Below are 20654 nucleotides of genomic sequence, written 5' to 3'. Positions count from 1 at the left end.
CAAGCACTGGATGCGAGTGGCCCAGAAACGCACCATCGACGAAACCTGGAGGCACATCGGTACACTCGTCAACACCATCGGATCAGATGAATGCGACAACTATATTCGAGATGCCGGATACGCTTCCGTCAAAACATGAAAGGCTCTAATCGGCTTTGCCTTCGAGTTCGGTTGCCATCTCGGCGAGCTTGCGCACGGTGTTGAGGTTTCGCGCCGTCCCGGTTTTCAGCGCCGGCAGCTTGAGCCTCGACTTTCCGGAGCCCTCCGGAAAGTGGATATGGATCTCCCGTCCGATGATCTCGACCTCCTCGCCGCCCGGCGCCGACAGCGCGTCGAGCGCATCCTTGGCCGGCGGTTTGGGCAGGAAGGTGACGAGCATGAAGTTCGGCTTGGCATGCGGGAACGGCGAGCTTTGCGCCACCGCCCGCATCTCCCCGGCGCTGCGCAGGATCACGCCCGGCGCCTTGCCCATCTTCGCTTCCAGCGCCTTTTCAAGCCGCTCGCGCACCGCCTTCTCGCCAAGGCTTGAGCGGAACACGACGTTGCCGCTCTGGATATAGGTCTTCACCGCCTCAAACCCGATCTCCTCGCAGATCGACCTCAATTCCGCCATCGGCAGGGCACCCGTGCCGCCGACGTTGATGGCTCGAAGCAGGGCGATGTAGACGTTCATGAATTATCCTTGGCGCGGCACCGATACGATATTGTCTAGCGTGATCACCGGAATTCGGCCGGCTTGATCGGCGCCAGCGCGTCTTTCGGATCGGGGTCTATTCCACCGTATTTCTCGCCGAACGCTTTCAGGGCGCTGCCGATCTTCAGCCGGGTTTCGGGGCTGACCGCAGCCTTGAGAATGTCGCGTATCTCTGCCTCGGTGCTGCGGCCGTTGCGCGCGGCCCGCAGTTTCAAGGCGCGGTGTGTTTCTTCCGGCAGGTTGCGAATGGTGACGGCCGCCATCGTTTTCAATCCCTTGCTTCAGCAGGAACCGATACCACGTCGAAAAAGCTGGTATCAAAATAGCCGGCCGCCGCCCTTTTCACATCTTCCCAGCCACCTTGATCGCGAACGCATATTCGAACGCGACCTCCTCCAGGCGCTGGAAGCGGCCCGAAGCGCCGCCGTGGCCGGCGTCCATGTTGGTCTTGAGCAGGATCGGCGCGCCGCCGGTGGTCTTTTCCCGCAGCCTTGCGACCCACTTCGCCGGTTCCCAGTAGGTGACGCGGGGGTCGGTGAGGCCGCCGAGCGCCAGGATCGGCGGATAGGGTTTCGCGCCGACATTGTCGTAGGGCGAGTAGCCGGCGATGTGGTCGTAGTCGCTTCGGCTGTCGATCGGGTTGCCCCATTCCGGCCATTCCGGCGGGGTCAGCGGCAGCGTGTCGTCGAGCATGGTGTTGAGCACGTCGACGAAGGGAACGGCGGCGATGATGCCGGCGAATTTCTCCGGGGCCATGTTGGCGATCGCCCCCATCAGCATGCCGCCGGCCGATCCGCCTTCGGCGATGATGTTTGCGTAAGACGTGAACTTCTGTTGATTCAAAAAGTCCGCAGCGGCGATGAAGTCCTTGAAGGTGTTGGTCTTCTTCTCCATCTTGCCGTCTTCGTACCAGGAAAAGCCCTTGTCCTTGCCGCCGCGGACATGGGCAATCGCGTAGACGAAGCCGCGATCTGCGAGCGACAGGCAATTGGTGTTGAAGCCTGCCGGAATGGTCATGCCGTAGGCGCCGTAGCCGTAGAGCAGGCAGGGCGCGGAGCCGTCGAGCGGCGTATCCTTGCGGTAGAGCAGCGTCACCGGAACCGTCTCGCCGTCATGGGCCGGCGCAAAGACGCGACGCGTCACGTAGTCGTCCGCGTTGTGGCCCGAGGGCACTTCCTGCGTCTTCAGGAGCACGCGCTGGCGTGTCGTCATGTCGTAGTCGTAGAGCTGGCTCGGCGTCGTCATCGAGGAGTAGCTGAAGCGGATGACGTCGGTGTCGTATTCGGCAGCCCCCTGAAGTCCCAGCGAATAGGCCTCCTCGGCAAAGGCGATGGCATGCTGCTCGCCGGTCTTCCGGTCGCGGACGATGATCTGCGGCAGACCGTCCTTGCGCTGCAGCCAGACGAGATGGCGGGCGAAGGCCATGTGGCTGAGGATCAGCGTGCCCGGCGTATGGGCGACCACTTCGCGCCAGTTTGCCTTCGCCGGCGCCTCAACAGGCGCCTCCATGATCTCGAAATCCTTGGCGTCGCCGTCGTTGGTGAGGATGTAGAAGACGTCGCCGCCTTCGCTCATCGAGTATTCGATGCCGGTCTCGCGCTCCGCCACCAGCTGAGGCTCGGCCGTCAGGTCCTTGGTGGAGAGGATGCGGTATTCGCTGGTCTCGTGGTCGTGGATGTCGATGTAGACATAGTCGTCCAGCAGCGAGCCGCCGACACCCATGAAGAAGCCGGCGTCTTCCTCCTCGTAGACGAGGCGGTCGTCCGACTGCGGCGTGCCGACGATGTGATGGAAAACCTTGGAGGGGCGATGGTTCTCGTCTAGCGCCGAATAGAAGAAGCTCTTGCCGTCCGGCGCCCAGACGCCGCCGCCGCCGGTATTTTCGACGACGTCGGCAAGATCCTCGCCGGTTTCGAGATCGCGGACCTTGAGCGTGAAATATTCCGAACCCTTGTCGTCATAGCCCCAGATGCCGCGGGCATGGTCGGTCGAGTGATCGACGCCGGCAAGGCGGAAATAGGCCTTGCCCTGGCTCTCCTTGTCGCCGTCGAGCAGAAGCTTGCGCTCGCCACCATTGCGGGGCTCGCGGAAATAATGGGGCTGCTCGCCGCCGGTCACGTAGAGCGTGCCGTATGCATAGGCGCCGTCCTTGACGGGCACGGAGCTGTCGTCCTCCTTGATGCGGCCCCGCATCTCGGCAAACAGCGTCTTCTGAAGGTCCTTGGTGTCGGCCATCGCCGCGTTCATGTAGACGTTTTCCGCCTCCAGATGCGTACGGATCGCCGGATCGAGGATCGAGGGATCCTTGAACATCGCCTGCCAGTTGTCTGCCCGGAGCCAGGCGTAATCATCGGTGCGGGCGATCCCGTGGCGGGTGTCGGAGACCGGCCTCTTCTCGGCTGCGGGCGGGGTGGGGAGGTCCTTGAATATCGACACGACGCTTGCTTTCTAGCTGGGAAACTCGCGCCCAGAGATAGGCGCCTCGGCCGCGCGGATCAAGCGGGCATCTGGTCCTGCGATGGCGGACCGATCTCCGGGCGGCGACGGGGGCTGACCCGCGCGCCGTGCCTTGATCTCACCACATTCCCTAAAGAAACGTAACTCCGCCCACCTCGAATCAAACGCTTGAAACCCTGGATTTTCCAGGGCCTTGCCGATCTCGGTTCAAAAATGCAGCAGGGGATTTGCCGTCCATGTTCAAGTATATCGCCGTTCTCCTCCCCGCCGCCCTGATGGCCGTCTCCGCCTTCGCCGTCGATCCCGCGATCAAGAAGCAGCTGCAGAAGCTCGACCCGGAAGAGCGCCTGGAGCAGAGCTGCGATACCGAGGCCATGAAGCGCATCGCTCAGGAAAAGACCGGCTTTCGCCCCGACAAGGTCATTGCCTACACGTTCCACGATCCGGCGCTTGGCGAGGACTCGATCAAGGCGCCCGGCGCCGTCTTCCGCAGCGGCGGCGACTGGTACCATCTGTCCTACGATTGCGTGACCGGCCCGAAGCACATGAACGTCCGCTCGCTCAGCTTCGAGATCGGCCAAAAGGTGCCGCGCGAGGAGTGGGCGGAGCATTATCTCTACGATTGAAAGAGCGCGAGCCGACAGCCGCCGCGCCCACCAAGCGCCCGCGACGCTATAAAGCGAGACGGGGCCGCTCTCCGTGCCTGCGACCTCGATCTCGTTCAAGCGGTAGCCAACACCCACAGCATGCCCGCCGTCGCCGAGAGGGCTAGAGTCGGGATCAGTGATAGCTTCATCCTGAAGATCGCAATTGCCGCCGCCAGCGACAGGAGAAGCATTGGCACGACCACCGTGGTTAGCACGGGGAGTTCGATCCAGGACAACCCAAGGCGATGGATGGCAACCTCCGAGAAGAGCGTGTGGATGGCGAACCAGACGGCGAGGTTCAGGATGACACCGACCACGGCCGCCGTGATCGCCGACATCGCGCCGGATAAGGCTACGTTGTCCCGCAGGCTTTCGATGAACGGCGCGCCGAGGAATATCCACAGGAAGCATGGCACGAACGTCACCCAAGTCGTCAAGATCGCGCCGATGGTGGCCGCCGTCATCGGATCGAGATTGCCCGCAGAACGAAACGCCCCCATGAAACCGACGAACTGGGTCACCATGATCAGCGGCCCGGGTGTCGTCTCTGCCATGCCGAGACCGTCGAGCATCTCGCCCGGTTTCAGCCACCCGTAATGCTGCACGGCCTCCTGTGCGACGTAGGCTAGGACGGCGTAGGCCCCGCCGAAGGTCACGACCGCCATCTGGCTGAAGAAGAAACCGATCTTCGTGAAGACATCGTCGCCTCCGAGAAACACCCAGAGCAGGACGAGAGGGAGCAGCCAGAGAACGAGGAGAACCGAGGAAATCCGAAGCGACCACGAAAGGTTCGGAAGGGCGTGTGCGGGCGTTCCCTCCCCAAGGGCAGAATCGATGTCCTGAAGGACGGGACCCGTCCCGGGCTTGTGCCCTCTGCCCACGGCGAACCACGCGGACCCTGTCTTCGATCCCGCGTATCCCACAAGCGCGGCGGTAACGATGATGATCGGAAACGGAACGTGGAAAAGGAAGATCGCGACGAACGCGACCGCCGCGGTCACGAACATTGCCGGGTTTAAAAGCGCGCGGCTCCCAATCCTGAACACCGCCTGCACGACGACCGCCAGCACCGCCGCCTTCAAGCCGAAGAACAGCCCTTCGATCGCACTGAGGCTTCCGTAGGCGGCATAGACGTAGCTCAAGCCGAGGATCGCCAGAAAGCCCGGGAGAACGAAGAGGATGCCAGCGACGAGGCCGCCCGCCGTGCGATGCATGAGCCAGCCGATATAAATGGCGAGTTGCTGCGCCTCGGGACCGGGCAGAAGCATGCAGTAATTGAGGGCGTGCAGAAACCTGCGCTCCCCGATCCAGCGTTTCTCGTCGACGATGATCCGGTGCATGACTGCGATCTGTCCCGCGGGGCCGCCGAAGCTCAGGGCCGCCACGCGTAGCCACACCCTGAACGCCTCACCGAACGTCACGCCATGGGCGGGCGGCACGGAACCTGCCGCCTGCCTCTCCGAAATCTCGGCCATGTCAGGCTGCCCCCTTGGAAGAGGGCCAGTTATGGGTTTCGGCCGTCGCGTCGCGGCACCATCGATAGAAGGCATCGTAGAGGAGCATGCCCGCTTCGAGCTGTTCGAGGTCGTCGGAATACATCCGTGACAGTCCGAGCGATGCGGCAAGCAGACCCGGAGCCTCCGGCGCGAGGTCGAGACGCGCCGTGTCAGCCGCCCGCACGATCGTCGCCATCCGCAGAAGCGGCTCGCTCACCAACCCGAACTCCTCGACCATCACGTCGAAGGTGCAGAGCTCGCCCCGATGGCTCCAGAACACGTCTTCGATATCGAACGGAACGGCTCCGAAGCGGTCGGCGACGGCCGAGACCTCGGAAGCCGCCACGAACAGGAAGACAGCGTCGGGATCGACGAAGCGCCGGATCAGCCAAGGGCATGCGATCCGGTCGATCTTGGGCCTTGACCGGGTGACCCAGGTCGTGCGGCCCGCGGCATCCCTTGACTGTAGCTTATGTTCGGGAACGGCAAGACCGCCTGATTTCACCCAGGCTTCGAACCCACCTGCCAGCGTTTCCGACGCAGAACCGGAGAGCCGCAGGAAGGCGGCCGTTCCCTGGCTGAGCTTCTGGCCCTTCTGGCAGATGACCACCGTCGGCGAGGTTACCGAACCGGCCCAGTCGCGCACACAGGCGCTGTCCCGCCGAACCGATCCTGGGATCAGCCTGGGGTCGAGGTCGAAGTCATCCTTCGTTCGGACGTCGATGAGCCTAGGCGCATTCGGAGAACCGATGAGACGAGAAAGTTTTTCGGGGGAAATTTCCTGAAATGACGTCATGACGCGTCCTCCTTTGATTGGGAAATGGACGCGATACTTCGGCATGTCGCCTCGTGGGGTGATCGCAACCCCATGAACGGTAGTTTGCAGGACGGCTGAGCGCTGTCAAGCTGCAGCAGTGAATGGTCGGCTCCAACGCAACAATGTGGCCTGTCGCAAATCTCCTAACTTTCGCGACAAAGCCGCCATGTTAGGGCTTTAGCCGCGCCGAGCGTTCTGTCTCTCGTTCTCGCAGACAGCTCTTTGGCGCTCGTTGGCTGTTCTGGCCCTTGGCCATTCCAGGGAGCCCGATTGCTCACGCGCCCTTGTCGCCGACGGTCATCTTGTTTGTCACCCCGGTGACGCCGCGCACGCCTTCGGCGGTGACCCGCGCCGCTTCCCGTTCCGCAGCGTCCGCCACGTTCCCCCAGAGAACGACGTGCCGGTCCTCGACGGTCGCGCCGGTACCGGTCGGCGACAGGCCGAGATCGGCATGCAGGCGCGTGTTGACGGCACGGGCGATCGCCTCGTCGCCGGGCGCGGTATCGTCGGCCTCGTGTTCGACGATGGCGCCGAGGAGATCGCTGCGGCTGACGATGCCGACCACGCGGCCGTCCCGCACGACCGGCAGGCGCTTGATGCCCTTGGCCAGCATGATCGCCGCAATGTCGGAAAGCTGGGCGTCCTCGGGGATGCTGACTGGTGTCGCCGACATCACGTCGCTGACGCGCCAGCTCCGGCTTTTGACATAGGCGCCCGCGTCTCGTTCCGCCCGGTCGGCCGTGTGCAATGTTTCGTCGCCGAGTTCGGCGCGGCGCAGAAGGTCGCCTTCGGTGATCAGCCCGGCAAGCTTGCCGTCGTCATCGATGACAGGCAGGCCGCTGATGTTGTGCTCGATCATGGTCAGCACCGCGTGGCGAACGCTGTGGCCGAGCCCGACCGTCACCACGTTGCTCTTCATCACATCGCTGGCTTGCATGCTCTTGCTCCTTCAGCATCTCTCTTGTCGCGCACCAAAGCGGCGTTGGCCGAGGCCTCGCTTCTACTCGTCCTCGCGGTCGGTATCGCAAAGCGCCAGAATGCGCCGCTTCACATCTGCATCCTGGCCATGGATGGCGGCAATAAGCTCCCGCAAGGTGCCCCGCAAACCGTGCAGTTGATCGACGAGATCCATCACCACGTCGACGCCCGCCTCGTTGACGCCCATGCGCTCGGAAAGGTCGAGGATGAGGCGGGCGCGGGCGAGATCGGCATCGCGGAAATGCCGCTCCTTGAGGCTCGCATCGGGAACGACCCAGCCCTGTTCGATCCAGACTTCGAGCACCGTGACGTCGATTTTCAACGACCTGCGGAATTCGATCTCGTTCATGGTTCAAACTCCCATGGTTTTTCTCGGATCGTGCGCTTCGCCGGCCGGCCACTCTTTTACGAAGTCTGAAAGGGCCGGATCGGCTGTGTCGGGCAGAACGATCTTAAGGGTCACATAGGCGTCGCCGTGCTCGCCGCCACGTTTGGGCACCCCCTTGCCCTTCAGGCGAAGCGTCTTGCCGGTGTTCGAGTTGGGCGCCAGCGTCACCGTGACGGGACCGGAAGGGGTGGGCACCCGGACCTTGCCGCCGAGCACCGCCTCGCGCAGCGAGACCGGCAGGTCGAAGCGGATATCGTCACCGTCGCGAACGTAGAAACGGTGCGGCTTCACGTGGATCTCGATCAGCGCGTCGCCCGCCGCCGCGTTGCCGAGGCCGGCATCGCCCTTGCCGCGCAGGCGCAGCGTCTGGCCGTCGCGCGTTCCCGGGGGTATCTGCACGTCGAGCGCCGGCCCGTCCGGCAGGCTCACCTGCTTCTTCGTGCCGTTGACGGCCTCAAGAAACTCGACCTCCATGGAAAAGTGGCGATCCTGACCTTTCATGTTGGGCTGGCCCCGGCTGCGGCGCGAGAAGAAGGAAGAGAACACATCGTCCGCATCGCCGAAGTCGGCAAAGCCGCCGGCGTTGTGATAACGGCCGTTCGGCTGTTCGGCGGAAGCGTAGTCGCGATAATATTGGCGCGGCGGCGGCTCGGCGCCCGTCGCGTCGATCTCGCCGCGGTCGAAACGGCCGCGCTGTTCCTCGTCGCCGACAATGGCATAGGCCGAGGATATTTCCTTGAAGCGCTCTTCGGCTTGCTTGTCGCCGGGGTTGAGGTCGGGGTGCAGCTTCTTGGCAAGCTTGCGATAGGCGCTCTGAATTTCCTTCTGCGAAGCGTCGCGCTTGACGCCGAGAAGCTCATAAGGATCGCCGCTCATGGCATTCTCCCGGCGGTACTGCTTGGCACGGATAAAATCATGCGAGGCTCCGTGGCGAAAAACGGACCCGCATCCTCTCCGACTTCAGGATTCTTGTCGACCCTCGAAAGGAGTGGGATGCGGATATTCGTGCCGGGAGGCAGTTACGGGCGGCGGTGGTCAGCGCTCAGTCAAATTTGCGTTCAAGTTCCTCTCGCTGCGGCGCATGTTTCTCCGGGTCGTTCTCCCGCAGCTTGCGCAGGTTCAACACCTTCCATTTCACAGCCGGAAGGTCGGCAGCCTGAGGTAACTCAATTGCTTGGAAATAGGGTTCGGCGTCACAATCTTGACGGTAGGGCTGGCGACACTATATTATCCCCAATCAGAGATGAATTGAGGTTTGAGTGTGAAGCAGGAGATGTATACGGTCGCGGAAACCGGCTTCCTGGTCGATCGGCCTACGGTAGAGGTCCAACGCGCAGTCGATAAGAAAGTCATCACGCCCGTTTCAAAAGGGCGCGGGGGGAGAAAGCAGCGACTCTTCGGCAAAGCCGAACTGCGCTTTCTCAAAGTGGACCCAAGTCTCGGCAATGCCCTTTCGCCAGAGGGAAGGAAGCTCCTTTACAAGGAATTCTCGCGTCTGCCTGACGCCGCGAAGGTCGCGACGATCGGAGTTATTGCAGTCGATATTCGCAAGACCGACAGCGAACTTAAGGAGCGAATGAAAATGCTGCAGGACGCGAAGAGAGCGATAGAAAGCCGAGGTGGCGAGTCCTTTATCAAAGGCACCAACGTCATGACCTACCAGATCGCGGCGCTCTCTTCGCGCCTTTCCGTTGATCAGGTATTGGAAGATTTTCCATCTTTGACGCGAAGCCAAGTGCAGGCGGCGATCAACTACGCGCGTGCGTACCCGAAGCCTGGAAGGCCTTTCCCGTCGACGACGATGAAACGAGGGCTTGCCGCAATGGTGGCAGCAGGCGTCTTCGACGAAGCCGACGACGAAGACCGAGACGGGAACGCCTAGGTGCTGAAGTATCTGCTTGATGCAGACGTCATTAGGGGCATGACCGGCAATGAGAATGTCAAGAAATGGATTTCGTCGGTAGACGACAGTCAATTGGCGATCTGCGTCTTCACGATGTGGGAAAGGCGGAAAGGCGCCGAAAGTGAGAGGAAAAAAGATCCGGTAACCGCAGATCGTCGACTGCAGGCGATCGATGAATTCGAAGATAGCTTCAGAGATCGGATTCTTTCCTTGGACGCCGAGGCCGCAAAAGAGTGGGCCTTGTTCGTCGGCAAGAGCGACAAGCACCGTATGGATGCAGGCATTGCTGCTATCGCGAAACGCCACGGTCTTGTCGTGGCAACCAGGAACATCAAGCACTTTGAAGCCTTCGGCGTGGATTTGTTGGACCCGTTCCGAGATCCACCATTCAGGTTGGAGGTCTACAAGAGGTGACTGCCTCAATGCAGGTTGGCCGGCGGGACCGCTACGCGGTTATCTATGCGCTTCAGGTCAATCCTCGGTTGACCAGCGGGATGTTTCATAAAGAACGCGAATTCTGCCGAGACAGCCTCGGAATAGGCCGACCAGCAGCGGCCCAAGCAACGGATATATCAGGCGCGCCTTATTTCCGGCGTGTTGCTTGGCGATGCAGGTTGCGTTCGCGGGCGCGGTACCGTAATCCAGCCCGCCGCCGTTTTATCCTCAGTTCTGGCCGATCGATGAACCGTTTTCTGCCGACCTTCGCCTGGCTTGTCGCGTCCGCGCCCGTCGCTTTCGCTGCGGGCTCGTCCGCTGAAGCGCTCAGTCCGCCGCTGAGCCCTCAAAGCGTCGTCGCGCCGCGGACCCCGTCCGTCAAGCTGGTCGAGCCGCACCTGCATGTGACGCGCGCCAGCAAGAAGGCCGCGCCGAGGGTCGCGCTCACGTTCGACGCCTGCATGGGCAAGACGGACATGCGTATCCTCGACACGCTGGTCAACGAGCGCGTGCCCGCGACGATCTTCGTTACGGCGCGCTGGCTGAGGTCCAATCCGCAGGTGCTTCCGATCCTTGCCCAGCATCCCGATCTATTCGAGATCGAAAACCATGGGCTCAACCATATTCCGGCCGTCGACCGTCCGGTGCCGGTCTACGGCATTCCCGCCGCCGGTTCACCCGAGGCGGTTGCCACCGAGGTCAAGGGTGGCGGCGATGCGATCCTTGCGCATGGGTTCAGCCAGTCGCACTGGTTTCGCGGCGCGACGGCGAAGTACAGCCTGACTTCGATCGCCGAGATCCGCGGGCTCGGCTACCGCATCGCCGGCTATTCGGTGAACGGCGACAGCGGCGCCACGCTGCCGGCGGCGGTGGTGGAACGCCAATATACGTCGGCCAAGGACGGCGACGTCATTATCTCCCACATCAACCAGCCGGGCCGCCCGGCCGGCGAAGGCGTCGCCAAGGGCATCCTCGCGCTGAAGGCCAAGGGCGTCCAGTTCGTGCGCCTTGAGGATATCGACGAGCGCGGCGACGACGATACGACGCAGTAAAGCGTCTTCCGTCGGCCTTTGCGCTATCTCAGGTTAAGCTTGACACTCAATCTGTCCCTTAGGGTCAATCTCCCCCCTTGTGGGGGAGATGCCCGGCAGGGCAGAGGGGGGTGTGGAACCGCAGTCTTCGCTTCAATGCGCGGCGGCGGCCCCGAATTTCTGCTCTCCGCCTGGGGGCGCGCGAAGGCCGGGACCGGGGCGGTCGAGCGCGTAGTCCTCGAACCAGCCTCGGTTGCTGCCGGTCACCATCGCGCCGATCATCAGGGCTGCCATGAAGGAAAAGGTGATGCCGTTGCCGCCGTAGCCGAAGGCGGCAAGCACGTTCGGCATGTCAGGCACCGGCCCGATCATCGGCAGGCCGTCGACGGTTTCCCCGAACGTGCCGCACCAGCTGTAGCCGATGCGGGTGTCGGCGTGCGGCCACAGCAGCGAAAGTTTTTCCTGAAGGATCGCGGCTTTCTCCGGCAGCTTGTCGTCGCGCCGGGCAGGATCGTATGTGCCGTCGTCCTCGCCGCCGATGACGATCCGGTTGTCGTAGGTGGTGCGGGCGTAGATGTAAGGGTGACTGTCTTCCCAGAGCAGCGCGCGCTCGCGCCAGAGCTTGGACGGGTCTTGCGGGATGGTGGCGATCGCCCAGGTGGAGGTCGTTCGATGTAGTTGCGGCATGTCCAGGCCGGGAGCGCTGTAGCCGGTGGCAAGTACGGCATAGGAGGCCTCAATCACGTGCTCGCCTTCGGTTTCGACCGTGACGCGCTGGCCTTCCGAGTTGAGACGCGTGACGGATTCGCTGACGAGCCGCGCACCGCGCTTGGCGGCGATCTCCAGGAGCGCCCAGGCAAGCAGCAGCGGATCGGCTTCGGCAGCGCCCGGCGAAAGGATGCCGCCCTCCCGCTCGATCTCGAATTCGGTCATGAGATAGGGGTGGGAGAGAAAATCGCCCGGAAGCCCTGCGCGCTCGCGCATTTCCATCTCCTGCTGCAGTTCGCGCGCGCCGCCCGTGTTGGAGGTGAGATAAAGCGACGAGCGGGGTCGCAGCCTGCAGGGGATGTCGAGGCGGTCGATCAGCCTTGCAAGCCCGGAGACGGCCACCGTGCTGCGGCGGTAGATCGAGGCGGCCTTGTCGAAGCCGTAGTAAAGCGCGAGTTCCGACAGCGGCGTGTCGATTTCCCAGAGCAGCATCGCGGTGCTGGCGCAGGTGCTGCCGAGGCCAGCGGCATCGCGATCGACCACGCAGACCGAGTAGCCGCGCGCCGTCAGATGTTCGGCGGCGAGCGCACCGGTAATGCCGCCGCCGATCACGGCGACGTCGACGGAAATGCTTTCGCTGAGTGGCGTGAACGTGGGGCGGAGCGCCGTGCGCCCCCAGGGCGAGCGGCCGCCCGTCAGGTCGTCCTGATCGGTCTGCGGCATGGGAAGATCGACTGACATCGTTCGGTTCTCCGGGAGAGGGACGCCTCCCTAAGGCGTCTTCACTACTTGGGCAGCTGCGGCTGCGGCTTTTCCTCGATGAACAATTCGCTGATAACAGTCATGACGACCAATGACAGCGGCAGCGCCAACATAGCGCCGATTGCCCCCCACATCCAAGTCCAGAAGAGAATCGCCACAAAAACCATGAACGGGTTCATGTCCAGCTGCTTGCCCATCACTGCCGGAAACAGCAGATTTTCCATCACGACATGCCCGCAGAAGAACACCGCCGCCGGCGCAAGGCCGAGCAGGAAACTGTCATGCGTCATCAATCCGGCGATCGCCACCGCAGCCGTGATCGCCGTGATCCCAAGGAACGGAATGAAGCAGGCGAGGAAGGCGAACACCCCCCAGAGCACCGGCGCGCTCAGTCCGCCGACAAATGCGACCAGCGTCATGAAGACGCCGAGTGCGGCGTAGATGACCGATGCCGTGGCGAAATAGTAGCCGAGCACCTGTTCGACGCCGTTGATGACACGGATGGCGGCCAGCCGCTGATCCCGCGTCGGGAAGACGAGGATGAGCGATTTGCGCAGGTTTGCGCGCGCGAAAAGAAAGAGCAGGAGGGCTGCGAAGAAGATCAGTATCTGCACCAGCGCCGGCGTCAGATTGTTGGTGACCACGTGCAGGACGTTGCCGGTGTTTTCGAGCAAGGCACCGATCTGGATCGGGCCGCTGCTTTGAAAGGTCTGGGGCGTGATGTGTAGCCAGCGGATGCTCTCCAGATAGGCAACGGAGCGGTCGAAGGCATGCTGGGCAACGGTCGGACCCTGTTCGGCGAGCGTTCCAAGCGGGCCGAGCAGCGAATTGATGATGAGAAAGACGAGGAGCGCGACCGCCGCCGACAGCAGCGGCGCGACGACCAGGCGCGGCACGCCGAGCCTGCCGAGTTTGTCCGCCAGTTGCCCGAGGATCATGCCGACGACCACGGCAAGCGTCACCGGGATGAGGATGAGCGACATCATGTAGACGGCGGAGAGTGCGAGGATCAGAAATATGCCAAGTATCGCCCAGTCCGCCGCGAGGTCGAGGTTGTCCTTCTCCAGGCTGATTGAACTGTCCATCTCCTCGGTGGCGGCCTTGAACGGCTCGACCCAACTTGCGAGGCGCGGCTGAGGCCCTTGCACGAGCGTGGGATTTTTCTTCCCGGCATTGTCCATATTGCGAAAATCCCCCAATTAATAAGGGACAACGCCAAGGGGGCCGTTCCGGTTCCGAAACGGCGAATTGGTAGGCAAAGGGGATTGAGAGAACAACCGTGGGGAGAGGGCAGCCCGAGCCGCGTCTCAAGCCGTCAACGTCAGCCCAATGCCCCAGGGATCCCTGAGGGAGACGCCACCCTCGCTCCGCCGGCTGTCGATCTGAAGCTCGTCGAGCTTGGCAACGGCGTGGTCGAGCGCCGTGCGATCGTTGAAACGCAGCGTATAGTCGGAAAGGCCGGTCATATGCTCCGTGCGCACGCCGGCGCCGCGGCTGTTCCAGATGTTGGCGGCGACGTGGTGATGATAGCTGCCGGTGGCGAAGAACGAGGCGCCGGGGTAGCGCGCCATCAGCTTCAGGCCGAGCACATCGCGATAGAAGGCATCCGCTTCCGGGATATTGCCGACCTGCAGGTGAATATGGCCGATCGCCGAGCCCTCGGCCATTCCATCCCATCGGTCCTCGGGCGCGCTTTCGTAGAGCGATTGCAGGTCGAGCCTGAGTGTCGCCATCTCGACCATTCCGTCCTGATGGAACTTCCATTGCTCGTGTTGACGGTCGGCATAGATCTCGATGCCGTTGCCTTCCGGATCGGAGAGGTAGATCGCCTCGCTGACCAGATGGTCCGACGCCCCCTCGAGAACGACGCCGTTATTGGCGGCGTGGCGCAGCCAGCGGGCAAGCTCGGTGCGGTTCGGCATCAGGAAGGCGGTATGGAAGAGGCCGGCGGCGTTGCGCGGGGCGGGACGCGCGTTGCGATCCGTCGTCAGCGTCAGAAGCGGATTGCCGGCCACCCCCAGCACTTCGCCGCTTGCCGTCTTCTCGATCGGCTTCAGCCCGAGCATGGACTGATAGAAGCCGGATACCAAGGGAAGATCGGCAACGACCAGATGCGACTGGTTGACATAGGCGGGGCGGGTCAGCGCATAGGAAGGTTGGACCTTGGACATGCTTCAATCTCCCTGCTTGCCGGGCATCAATGGCGCTGGCGCAAAAGGCGGTTCGGAACCGCCGTACTTGCCACTCTATATGACGCATCTCGATTGTTCACAGAAGTCCGATTTTTGGCGATTGAGCGTTCGCTCGCTGTTGACAATAAATGGGTTGGATTTGATCTCGATCAATGCGGCGAGGCGTGCCGGGGCTATGATGGGATGCTCACCGCATGCGCGGCATCTCGACGAAGGTTACGACATGTACAGCAAGATCATCTGTGCCGTGGATCTGAGAAAGACGCCGAGGGCCGAACGCGCGCTCAAGCGTGCGGCCACGCTGCTGGCGGAAGGTGGCGACATCGTGCTCTTGCATGTGGTCGAGGACGTGCCGAGCTTCCTCTTGATGGATCCGCCGCAGGAATACATGGACAGGGCGATCAAGGACGCCGACGAGGCGCTGACCGCGATCAGCCGGGACATAGAGGTCCTCACCTTTGTCGAGGTGCGATGCGGGGTGGCCGAAACCGCCATTCTCGCCGCGGCAAAGGAACATAACGCCGATCTCATCGTTCTCGCCTCGCATGTTCCCAATATTTCGAACTATTTTCTGGGCGCGACGGCGGATCGGGTGGTGCGCTATGCCAAGTGCTCCGTCCTTGTCGACCGCTGCGTGGAAGAGGCGTAATAATTTCCCACAGGCCTCTGCAACATGCACCGAAGGAGAAGCGGAAGCACATGGATACGAGCGCGTACCAACAGGCGCTGCGCGACCGTCAGCGCGAACTCCTGGCGCGGCTGCGCAGGATCGACGTCGATCTTGGCCGCACGAAAGACGCTGACGCCGCCGATCGCGTTACCGAAGGCGAGAACGACGAGGTGCTTGAGGGCCTTGGTCAGGCCGGCCAGGACGAGCTGCGCGCGATCGACGCAGCCTTGCAGCGGGTCGACAAGGGCACCTTCGGCCTCTGCGTGCGTTGCGGCAAGCCAATCTCGCCCGAAAGGCTGGCGGCCGTCCCCTATGCGCCGCTCTGCGAAGACTGCATCACCAGCGACTGAGCAATTCCCGAGAAAAGTGCGAAGCGGTTTTCCGCCCGGAATTGCGGCCAGGTCACTGAGCAATTCCCGAGAAAAGTGCGAAGCGGTTTTCCGTGCCGAGTTGCGGAAAGCCAGTGGAGGGCCCTAGGAAAATCGCGCGGTCAGCCCTAGTTCCAGGCGTGGCCGGATGTCATCCCGTCTCAGGCAGTCATCAAAGTTTACCCATTATCCCTAAGGATAGGTTGTGTTAAACGAGTAACAGTGCGACCATTTGGGGCGGGGCGGAGAGGGAAATGACTGAATTCCAAGGCGTTCGCTGGCGATACGACAAGGACGAACTGATTGCCGACGGCATCGTCAACGGCGTCGGCGTCGTGTTTTCGCTCGTCGGCGCCACCGCGCTGATCTTCTACGCCACCGTCTGGCGTTCCTACGGCGAGATCGCCGCTGCCTGGGTTTACGGCCTCGGGCTCGTGCTCGCGCTGTCTATCTCGTTTTCCTATAACGTCTGGCCGGTCTCTCCCACCAAGTGGAAGCTGCGCCGCTTCGACCACTCGGGCATCTTCGTCCTGATCGCCGCCACCTACACGCCCTTCCTCCAGCGCGGGGCCGACGATCCGCTGCTGTTTGCGGCGCTGATCGGCATGTGGATGACGGCCGCTGCCGGCGTCTACCTCAAATGCCGCTATCCCGGCCGCTACGACAGGCTGACGATCCTGCTCTATCTGGCGATGGGCTGGAGCGGCATCTTCCTCGCCGGCCCCGTCGCCGAGCGCATCCCGTTTGCCTCCATGCTGCTGATCGTCATCGGCGGCATCATCTATACGCTCGGCGTGATCTTTCATGTCTGGGAGCGCTTGCGTTACCAGAACGCCATCTGGCACGGCTTCGTCATTGCCGCGGCCGCGGTGCACTATTCGGCGGTGCTGACCTGCCTCAGCCTGTCTTGAAGAGCCGCTCTCCGACCTGACGATTGCTTGAGCACTTCTCGGTGGGCTTGAGGCTGCGCACCAGCCGCATGACGACGACGTCGTAGCGGTGCATGTCGGTCTTCGGATAATCCATCTGGAAGAAGGCGGCATCGCCGTTGCAGAGCGATATGCCGCGGACGTAGAGGATGCGATCCCGGCGCGTGCCGGAAAAGCTTAAAGTGCGCCCCGCGACCTTGGAATAGGAAATCTGCCAGCCGTCGCTGCGGGCCAGTCCCATGCGGAATTTCGCCTGATTGGAAAAATCACCCTTCAGCATGTGCGTGCCGAAGACGACGAGCTTGGCCGACCTGTCGGCCGGCGCGAGCGCCAGCCCGTCGTTATTGTCAGGATATATCGTGACCGGAAACTCCTCCGGCAGCTCGATCGAATAACCGAACCGGGTGTTGTCATAGGTCCACCAGTCGCCCGAAAATGCGGGCGTCGCGAAGAGGAAGACCATGGCAAGAAATTTAAGGCGCATGCGATATCCGGAGCCGAAGCGATAATCCCGCGCTCATTAGCGCATTCCCGCTGGAAAATCACATACGGATTACAGGCGCAAGACAATCACGGCGCCGAGGCCGCTGTGGGACAGCATTTCTTGCTTTTTCACCTGGAGACGTTGCCGGATCTGCTCGGCCTGTGTGGCAGGTGCCGGAAGCGACCCTTTCGGCATAGACCGGTTGCTCCGGCTAACCGCAGCAGTTGGTAGCAGTGGCCGATCCGAAGCAAGCGGTCGCCTGCGCTTGTTCAGCGAGCCAACGGTCACGTGGTTTGCAGCTTGCTGCGCGGGGAGCGAGTTCGACCTGCACCGCAACGCCACTGATTGCGGGCGTCGATGCGCAATAAAGTTGCATCGGCAGCACGCCGTCGCTCACCTCGAAGGTCAGCTTCGCCGAGCCGTCGATCTTCACATGCTCGGACACCTTGCCGATGATGGCTGCGAACTTGCCTGCGAGCATATGAGTTCGGTCGCCTTCCTCGATATCCCAGAGCTGTATGAAAATCTCAGCCCATGCCTCCGGGTTGGCGCCACAGTCGAGTGCGGAAAACTGACCGGCCTTGACCTCGGTTACGTGATAGCCCGGCTTCACCGGCCGCCCGTCATAGTGGAACACCAGAGGCAGATGGGGGGAGGCGCCGAGGGCGCCAAGCAGATGGCCGAGGCTGATATCCGAAGATAGGCTCTTGTCGATAACGTTCATCTGCAGTACTCCTCATTTCGATATTTCAAGGAATATTGAATTATGGATGAACGTCAAGCCCTCGCCTCGTTCGGCGCACTCTCCCAGGAGAGCCGCCTACAGATCGTCCGTATGCTCGTCGTTGCTGGGCCTTCCGGCATGGCGGCAGGCACGATTGCCGAAAAGCTCGAAGTATCGCCTTCGAATGTCTCCTTCCATTTGAAGGAGCTTGATCGCGCCGGCCTGATCAGTCAGCAGCGTGAGGCCCGCTCAATCATCTACTCCGCCAATTATGACGCGCTCGGAGGCCTTGTGCGTTTCCTGATGGAAGACTGCTGCTCGGGCCATCCCGAGATCTGCGCGCCGGGGACGGAGATCGCCGCCTGCTGTGCGCCCGCTGAGGGAAAGGTGCAATGAAGCCATGACGACTTACCCGCTCTCGCGGCGCCTTGTCTCGGAGGCATTCGGCACAGCCCTTCTGGTCGCAACCGTGGTGGGCTCGGGCATCATGGCTGCCAGTCTGACGAGCGATGTAGCGCTTGCGCTGCTCGCAAATACACTAGCGACGGGGGCGATCCTTTTCGTGCTGATCTCCATCCTAGGTCCGGTTTCAGGTGCGCATTTCAATCCGGCAGTGTCGCTGGTTTTTGCGCTGCGCCGGGAATTGTCCGCCGCTGCCGTTCCGGCCTATATCGCCGCGCAAATCATTGGCGGTGTTGCCGGAACGATGCTCGCCCATGCGATGTTCGACCTCCCGCTGCTGCAGGTCTCGGCCACTATGCGCACCGGTGCCGCGCAGTGGCTCGCGGAGGTGACGGCCACTTTCGGCCTTGTCTTCGTCATCCTGGCCGGCATCAAATTTCGCGCCGATGCCGTGGCATTACTGGTCGGCCTCTATATCACCGCTGCTTACTGGTTCACGGCGTCCACTTCGTTTGCAAATCCGGCCGTCGCAATCGCCAGATCGCTGACGAACACGTTCGCTGGCATTCGCCCGATCGATTTGCCAGGCTTTATCATCTCGGAAGTCCTCGGCGCATTGCTGGCACTGATGTTCGCCGGCTGGCTGCTAATGGATGCCCGCAATCCGCAAACGCTCACTGAGACGGAACCCACCCCATGAGTACGGACGTCATCATCTACCACAACCCGCAATGCGGCACCTCGCGCAACACGCTGGCGATGATCCGTAACGCTGGTATCAAACCCACAATCATTGAATATCTGAAAAATCCGCCCGGTCGAAATGAACTGATCCAAATGATCGCTGATGCAGGGCTGAGCGTTCGCGAAGCCATCCGCGAGAAGGGCACGCCCTATGCCGAGCTGGGGCTGGACAATCCCAACCTGACCGATGACCAACTGCTCGACGCCCTGCTCAAGGACCCTATCCTGATCAACCGCCCCTTCGTCATCACGCCGATCGGCACGCGCCTCGCCCGTCCCTCGGAACGCGTGCTGGATATCTTGCCCGACACGCACAAAGGCCCGTTTGCCAAGGAAGACGGCGAGCAGGTTCTCGATGCTCAAGGCAAACGCCTCTGAACGGGTGCCAGTTCTTGCCGTGCTTGCGCTTGGCCTCACCCAGATCATCGGCTACGGCACCCTCTATCTGGTTTTCGCCGTCCTCAACGTTGCAGTATGCCTTCCGATACAGGCGTGGCTGTCAAAGCCAGCGACCGCGCCTCGAGTTGCAACAGCGACCGCCGCTGTCCCTGTGCAGGGAAGCCTGCCGCCTCCGACGACTGGCCGTTGCTGCTGTTAGTCGCACGGATTTACTTCCCCCCTCGCGCAGGCTATTCCCGCCAAAACCGTGAAAGACGACATGGAGCGAAGCATGGACGAGACCGTGACGTTGCGCGACGCCACCGAGGCCGATCTGCCGGCGATCCGCGACATCTACAACCATGCCGTTGAGCACACGACGGCGATTTGGAACGAGACGCTGGTCGATCTCGAAAACCGCCGCGACTGGTTCAGGGCGCGCAGGGCGCGAAGCTTTCCGGTGATCGTCGCCACGCGCGCCGGCAAGGTTGCGGGCTATGCCTCCTATGGCGATTGGCGCGCCTTCGACGGCTACCGCCACACCGTCGAGCATTCGGTCTATGTGGAAAAGGATTGCCGTGGCCACGGCATCGGCGAGGCCATGATGCGCGAACTCGTCGTGCGGGCGGCGGCGGCCGGCATCCATGTGATGATCGCCGGCATCGAGGCTGAAAACACCGCCTCCATCCGCCTGCACGAAAAGCTCGGCTTCCGCATCGCCGGAACCTTTTCCGAAGTCGGCACCAAGTTCGGCCGCTGGCTGGACCTGACCTGCATGGAACTCAGGGTCCAAAAGCCGTAACGGCGCTGCAGCACCGCAGGCCTTGAGCGTCGCCGGTTTATGCACTTCATTCGACGCGGGCGCGGGCGCTTCGACGCGTAAAGTCCTTGCCATGTCGGTATGAAGGGCGCATGGTCCCCCATCGAAGCCAAGTTTGCGCGGCGCTGCGGCCCCGGCACTTTGGTCTTCGAGATAAAGGATGCGGCAAGCGTCCCCTAAAACCGGAAATTCACCAAGTACGGAACCCTTTCCAGCGCGCACCGCGCTCTACGGACAAGGGGTCGGCAACGACGCCAACCTCATCAAACAGAGCGGCCGCTACCGCTCGACGAACAATCCAATCTTTATCCCGGCGGGCTTTTAGTTCCGGGGACCATGGCGCGAATGGGCCAATGTGGTTGGCCGTCACTGCGCGCTCGCCAGACGTTTTCCAGCAATAGGATGTCATCGCCATGACGAGAGATGGAGTAAGTCCGACGCAGAAGTACAGCCCCGCCAAGTGCGTGATCAGCGAGAAGACCGGCACGGTTTTTCGCGAGATCAACACAGGCGATGTCAGGGGACGCCTTGAAAAATCGGCGCTGCTGAAAGCGCTCCGGATCGAGAGAGAAAGGCCGATGCGGCCACAGCGCACCAACTGATGGGATGCCGCCGGACAGGGATGAA

Annotated in this window: 25 protein-coding genes and 1 pseudogene; 13 read left to right on the top strand and 13 right to left on the bottom strand. The window is 62.1% G+C overall.

Going from position 1 to position 20654, the window contains the following annotated elements:
- A pseudogene (locus AB4048_RS22785) lies at window positions 1–139 on the top strand (IS630 family transposase); the annotation flags it as partial.
- A gap of 6 nt (window positions 140–145) precedes the next feature.
- On the opposite strand, the gene AB4048_RS22780 reads toward AB4048_RS22785, so the two are convergent.
- The 3 genes from AB4048_RS22780 to AB4048_RS22770 form a co-directional block, all read right to left on the bottom strand.
- A complete protein-coding gene (locus tag AB4048_RS22780; RefSeq protein ID WP_442204267.1) occupies window positions 146–673 on the bottom strand; it encodes a DUF1697 domain-containing protein in 528 nt (175 codons plus the stop codon).
- Window positions 674–717: 44 nt separating this feature from the next.
- Window positions 718–957 carry a FitA-like ribbon-helix-helix domain-containing protein gene (locus AB4048_RS22775; protein ID WP_442204266.1) on the bottom strand — a complete coding sequence of 80 codons (240 nt, stop codon included), beginning with the start codon at window positions 955–957 and terminating at the stop codon, window positions 718–720.
- Window positions 958–1036: 79 nt separating this feature from the next.
- Window positions 1037–3130, bottom strand: a complete 2094-nt coding sequence (locus tag AB4048_RS22770; RefSeq protein ID WP_442204265.1) for a S9 family peptidase — start codon at window positions 3128–3130, stop codon at window positions 1037–1039.
- 257 nt (window positions 3131–3387) lie between these two features.
- Between AB4048_RS22770 and AB4048_RS22765 the strand changes: the two genes are divergently transcribed.
- Window positions 3388–3777, top strand: coding sequence for a DUF930 domain-containing protein (locus AB4048_RS22765; RefSeq protein WP_442204264.1), 390 nt, complete (start codon window positions 3388–3390; stop codon window positions 3775–3777).
- A gap of 95 nt (window positions 3778–3872) precedes the next feature.
- Here AB4048_RS22765 and chrA read toward each other — a convergent pair whose 3' ends face one another.
- The 5 genes from chrA to AB4048_RS22740 form a co-directional block, all read right to left on the bottom strand.
- Window positions 3873–5273 (bottom strand): chromate efflux transporter, encoded by a 1401-nt coding sequence (gene chrA / locus AB4048_RS22760; protein WP_442204263.1) that lies wholly within the window; start codon window positions 5271–5273, stop codon window positions 3873–3875.
- Between the two features lies 1 nt (window position 5274).
- Window positions 5275–6090: a chromate resistance protein ChrB domain-containing protein gene (locus tag AB4048_RS22755; RefSeq protein ID WP_442204262.1), complete on the bottom strand. Its 816-nt coding sequence runs from the start codon at window positions 6088–6090 to the stop codon at window positions 5275–5277.
- Between the two features lie 295 nt (window positions 6091–6385).
- Entirely contained in the window at window positions 6386–7048 is a 663-nt protein-coding gene (locus tag AB4048_RS22750) for a CBS domain-containing protein (RefSeq protein ID WP_442204261.1), read from the bottom strand.
- Window positions 7049–7111: 63 nt separating this feature from the next.
- The gene (locus AB4048_RS22745) at window positions 7112–7438 is read right to left on the bottom strand and encodes a chaperone modulator CbpM (RefSeq protein ID WP_442204260.1); all 327 of its coding nucleotides are present in this window, start codon (window positions 7436–7438) and stop codon (window positions 7112–7114) included.
- 3 nt (window positions 7439–7441) lie between these two features.
- Window positions 7442–8353 (bottom strand): DnaJ C-terminal domain-containing protein, encoded by a 912-nt coding sequence (locus AB4048_RS22740; RefSeq protein ID WP_442204259.1) that lies wholly within the window; start codon window positions 8351–8353, stop codon window positions 7442–7444.
- 397 nt (window positions 8354–8750) lie between these two features.
- Here AB4048_RS22740 and AB4048_RS22735 point away from each other — a divergent pair, with 397 nt between their 5' ends.
- The 3 genes from AB4048_RS22735 to AB4048_RS22725 all read left to right on the top strand — a co-directional run bounded on the left by AB4048_RS22735 (window position 8751) and on the right by AB4048_RS22725 (window position 10867).
- A complete protein-coding gene (locus AB4048_RS22735; protein ID WP_442204258.1) occupies window positions 8751–9359 on the top strand; it encodes a DUF433 domain-containing protein in 609 nt (202 codons plus the stop codon).
- Entirely contained in the window at window positions 9360–9794 is a 435-nt protein-coding gene (locus AB4048_RS22730) for a PIN domain-containing protein (protein ID WP_442204257.1), read from the top strand.
- A 266-nt stretch (window positions 9795–10060) separates the two neighbouring features.
- Complete coding sequence (locus tag AB4048_RS22725) at window positions 10061–10867, top strand: polysaccharide deacetylase family protein (protein WP_442204256.1); 807 nt, start codon at window positions 10061–10063, stop codon at window positions 10865–10867.
- A gap of 132 nt (window positions 10868–10999) precedes the next feature.
- Here the strand turns inward: AB4048_RS22725 and AB4048_RS22720 are convergent, their stop codons facing one another.
- From AB4048_RS22720 to AB4048_RS22710, 3 genes are all read right to left on the bottom strand, one after another.
- Complete coding sequence (locus AB4048_RS22720) at window positions 11000–12295, bottom strand: NAD(P)/FAD-dependent oxidoreductase (protein ID WP_442204255.1); 1296 nt, start codon at window positions 12293–12295, stop codon at window positions 11000–11002.
- A 44-nt stretch (window positions 12296–12339) separates the two neighbouring features.
- Complete coding sequence (locus AB4048_RS22715) at window positions 12340–13497, bottom strand: AI-2E family transporter (RefSeq protein WP_442204254.1); 1158 nt, start codon at window positions 13495–13497, stop codon at window positions 12340–12342.
- 126 nt (window positions 13498–13623) lie between these two features.
- Entirely contained in the window at window positions 13624–14487 is an 864-nt protein-coding gene (locus AB4048_RS22710; protein WP_442204253.1) for a VOC family protein, read from the bottom strand.
- A 244-nt stretch (window positions 14488–14731) separates the two neighbouring features.
- Here AB4048_RS22710 and AB4048_RS22705 point away from each other — a divergent pair, with 244 nt between their 5' ends.
- The 3 genes from AB4048_RS22705 (at window position 14732) to trhA (ending at window position 16457) form a co-directional block, all read left to right on the top strand.
- Window positions 14732–15157, top strand: a complete 426-nt coding sequence (locus AB4048_RS22705) for a universal stress protein (protein WP_442204271.1) — start codon at window positions 14732–14734, stop codon at window positions 15155–15157.
- A 50-nt stretch (window positions 15158–15207) separates the two neighbouring features.
- Entirely contained in the window at window positions 15208–15528 is a 321-nt protein-coding gene (locus tag AB4048_RS22700) for a TraR/DksA family transcriptional regulator (protein WP_442204252.1), read from the top strand.
- Between the two features lie 272 nt (window positions 15529–15800).
- Window positions 15801–16457: a PAQR family membrane homeostasis protein TrhA gene (gene trhA / locus AB4048_RS22695; RefSeq protein ID WP_442204251.1), complete on the top strand. Its 657-nt coding sequence runs from the start codon at window positions 15801–15803 to the stop codon at window positions 16455–16457.
- Here the strand turns inward: trhA and AB4048_RS22690 are convergent.
- Together AB4048_RS22690 and AB4048_RS22685 are read right to left on the bottom strand one after the other, a co-directional pair.
- On the bottom strand, window positions 16444–16959 hold the full coding sequence (locus AB4048_RS22690; protein ID WP_442204250.1) for a hypothetical protein: 516 nt from the start codon (window positions 16957–16959) through the stop codon (window positions 16444–16446). The two genes, trhA and AB4048_RS22690, sit on opposite strands and share 14 nt — an antisense overlap.
- 211 nt (window positions 16960–17170) lie before the next feature.
- A complete protein-coding gene (locus AB4048_RS22685; protein WP_442204249.1) occupies window positions 17171–17683 on the bottom strand; it encodes a DUF6428 family protein in 513 nt (170 codons plus the stop codon).
- Between the two features lie 42 nt (window positions 17684–17725).
- Here AB4048_RS22685 and AB4048_RS22680 point away from each other — a divergent pair, with 42 nt between their 5' ends.
- The 5 genes from AB4048_RS22680 (at window position 17726) to AB4048_RS22660 (ending at window position 20629) form a co-directional block, all read left to right on the top strand.
- Window positions 17726–18079: an ArsR/SmtB family transcription factor gene (locus AB4048_RS22680; RefSeq protein WP_442204248.1), complete on the top strand. Its 354-nt coding sequence runs from the start codon at window positions 17726–17728 to the stop codon at window positions 18077–18079.
- A 4-nt stretch (window positions 18080–18083) separates the two neighbouring features.
- Window positions 18084–18785, top strand: coding sequence for an aquaporin (locus AB4048_RS22675; protein WP_442204247.1), 702 nt, complete (start codon window positions 18084–18086; stop codon window positions 18783–18785).
- Window positions 18782–19207 (top strand): arsenate reductase (glutaredoxin), encoded by a 426-nt coding sequence (gene arsC / locus AB4048_RS22670; RefSeq protein WP_442204246.1) that lies wholly within the window; start codon window positions 18782–18784, stop codon window positions 19205–19207. Before AB4048_RS22675 ends, arsC begins: the two co-directional genes overlap by 4 nt.
- 292 nt (window positions 19208–19499) lie before the next feature.
- Window positions 19500–20009, top strand: a complete 510-nt coding sequence (locus AB4048_RS22665; RefSeq protein ID WP_442204245.1) for a GNAT family N-acetyltransferase — start codon at window positions 19500–19502, stop codon at window positions 20007–20009.
- 431 nt (window positions 20010–20440) lie between these two features.
- The gene (locus AB4048_RS22660) at window positions 20441–20629 is read left to right on the top strand and encodes a hypothetical protein (RefSeq protein WP_442204244.1); all 189 of its coding nucleotides are present in this window, start codon (window positions 20441–20443) and stop codon (window positions 20627–20629) included.
- Window positions 20630–20654 lie beyond the last annotated feature (25 nt).

The organism is Rhizobium sp. RAF56 (assembly GCF_052113965.1).
GTDB lineage: Bacteria > Pseudomonadota > Alphaproteobacteria > Rhizobiales > Rhizobiaceae > Rhizobium.
Note: the sequence above shows the minus strand (reverse complement) of the source record. Positions and strands in the feature narration are given on the sequence as shown.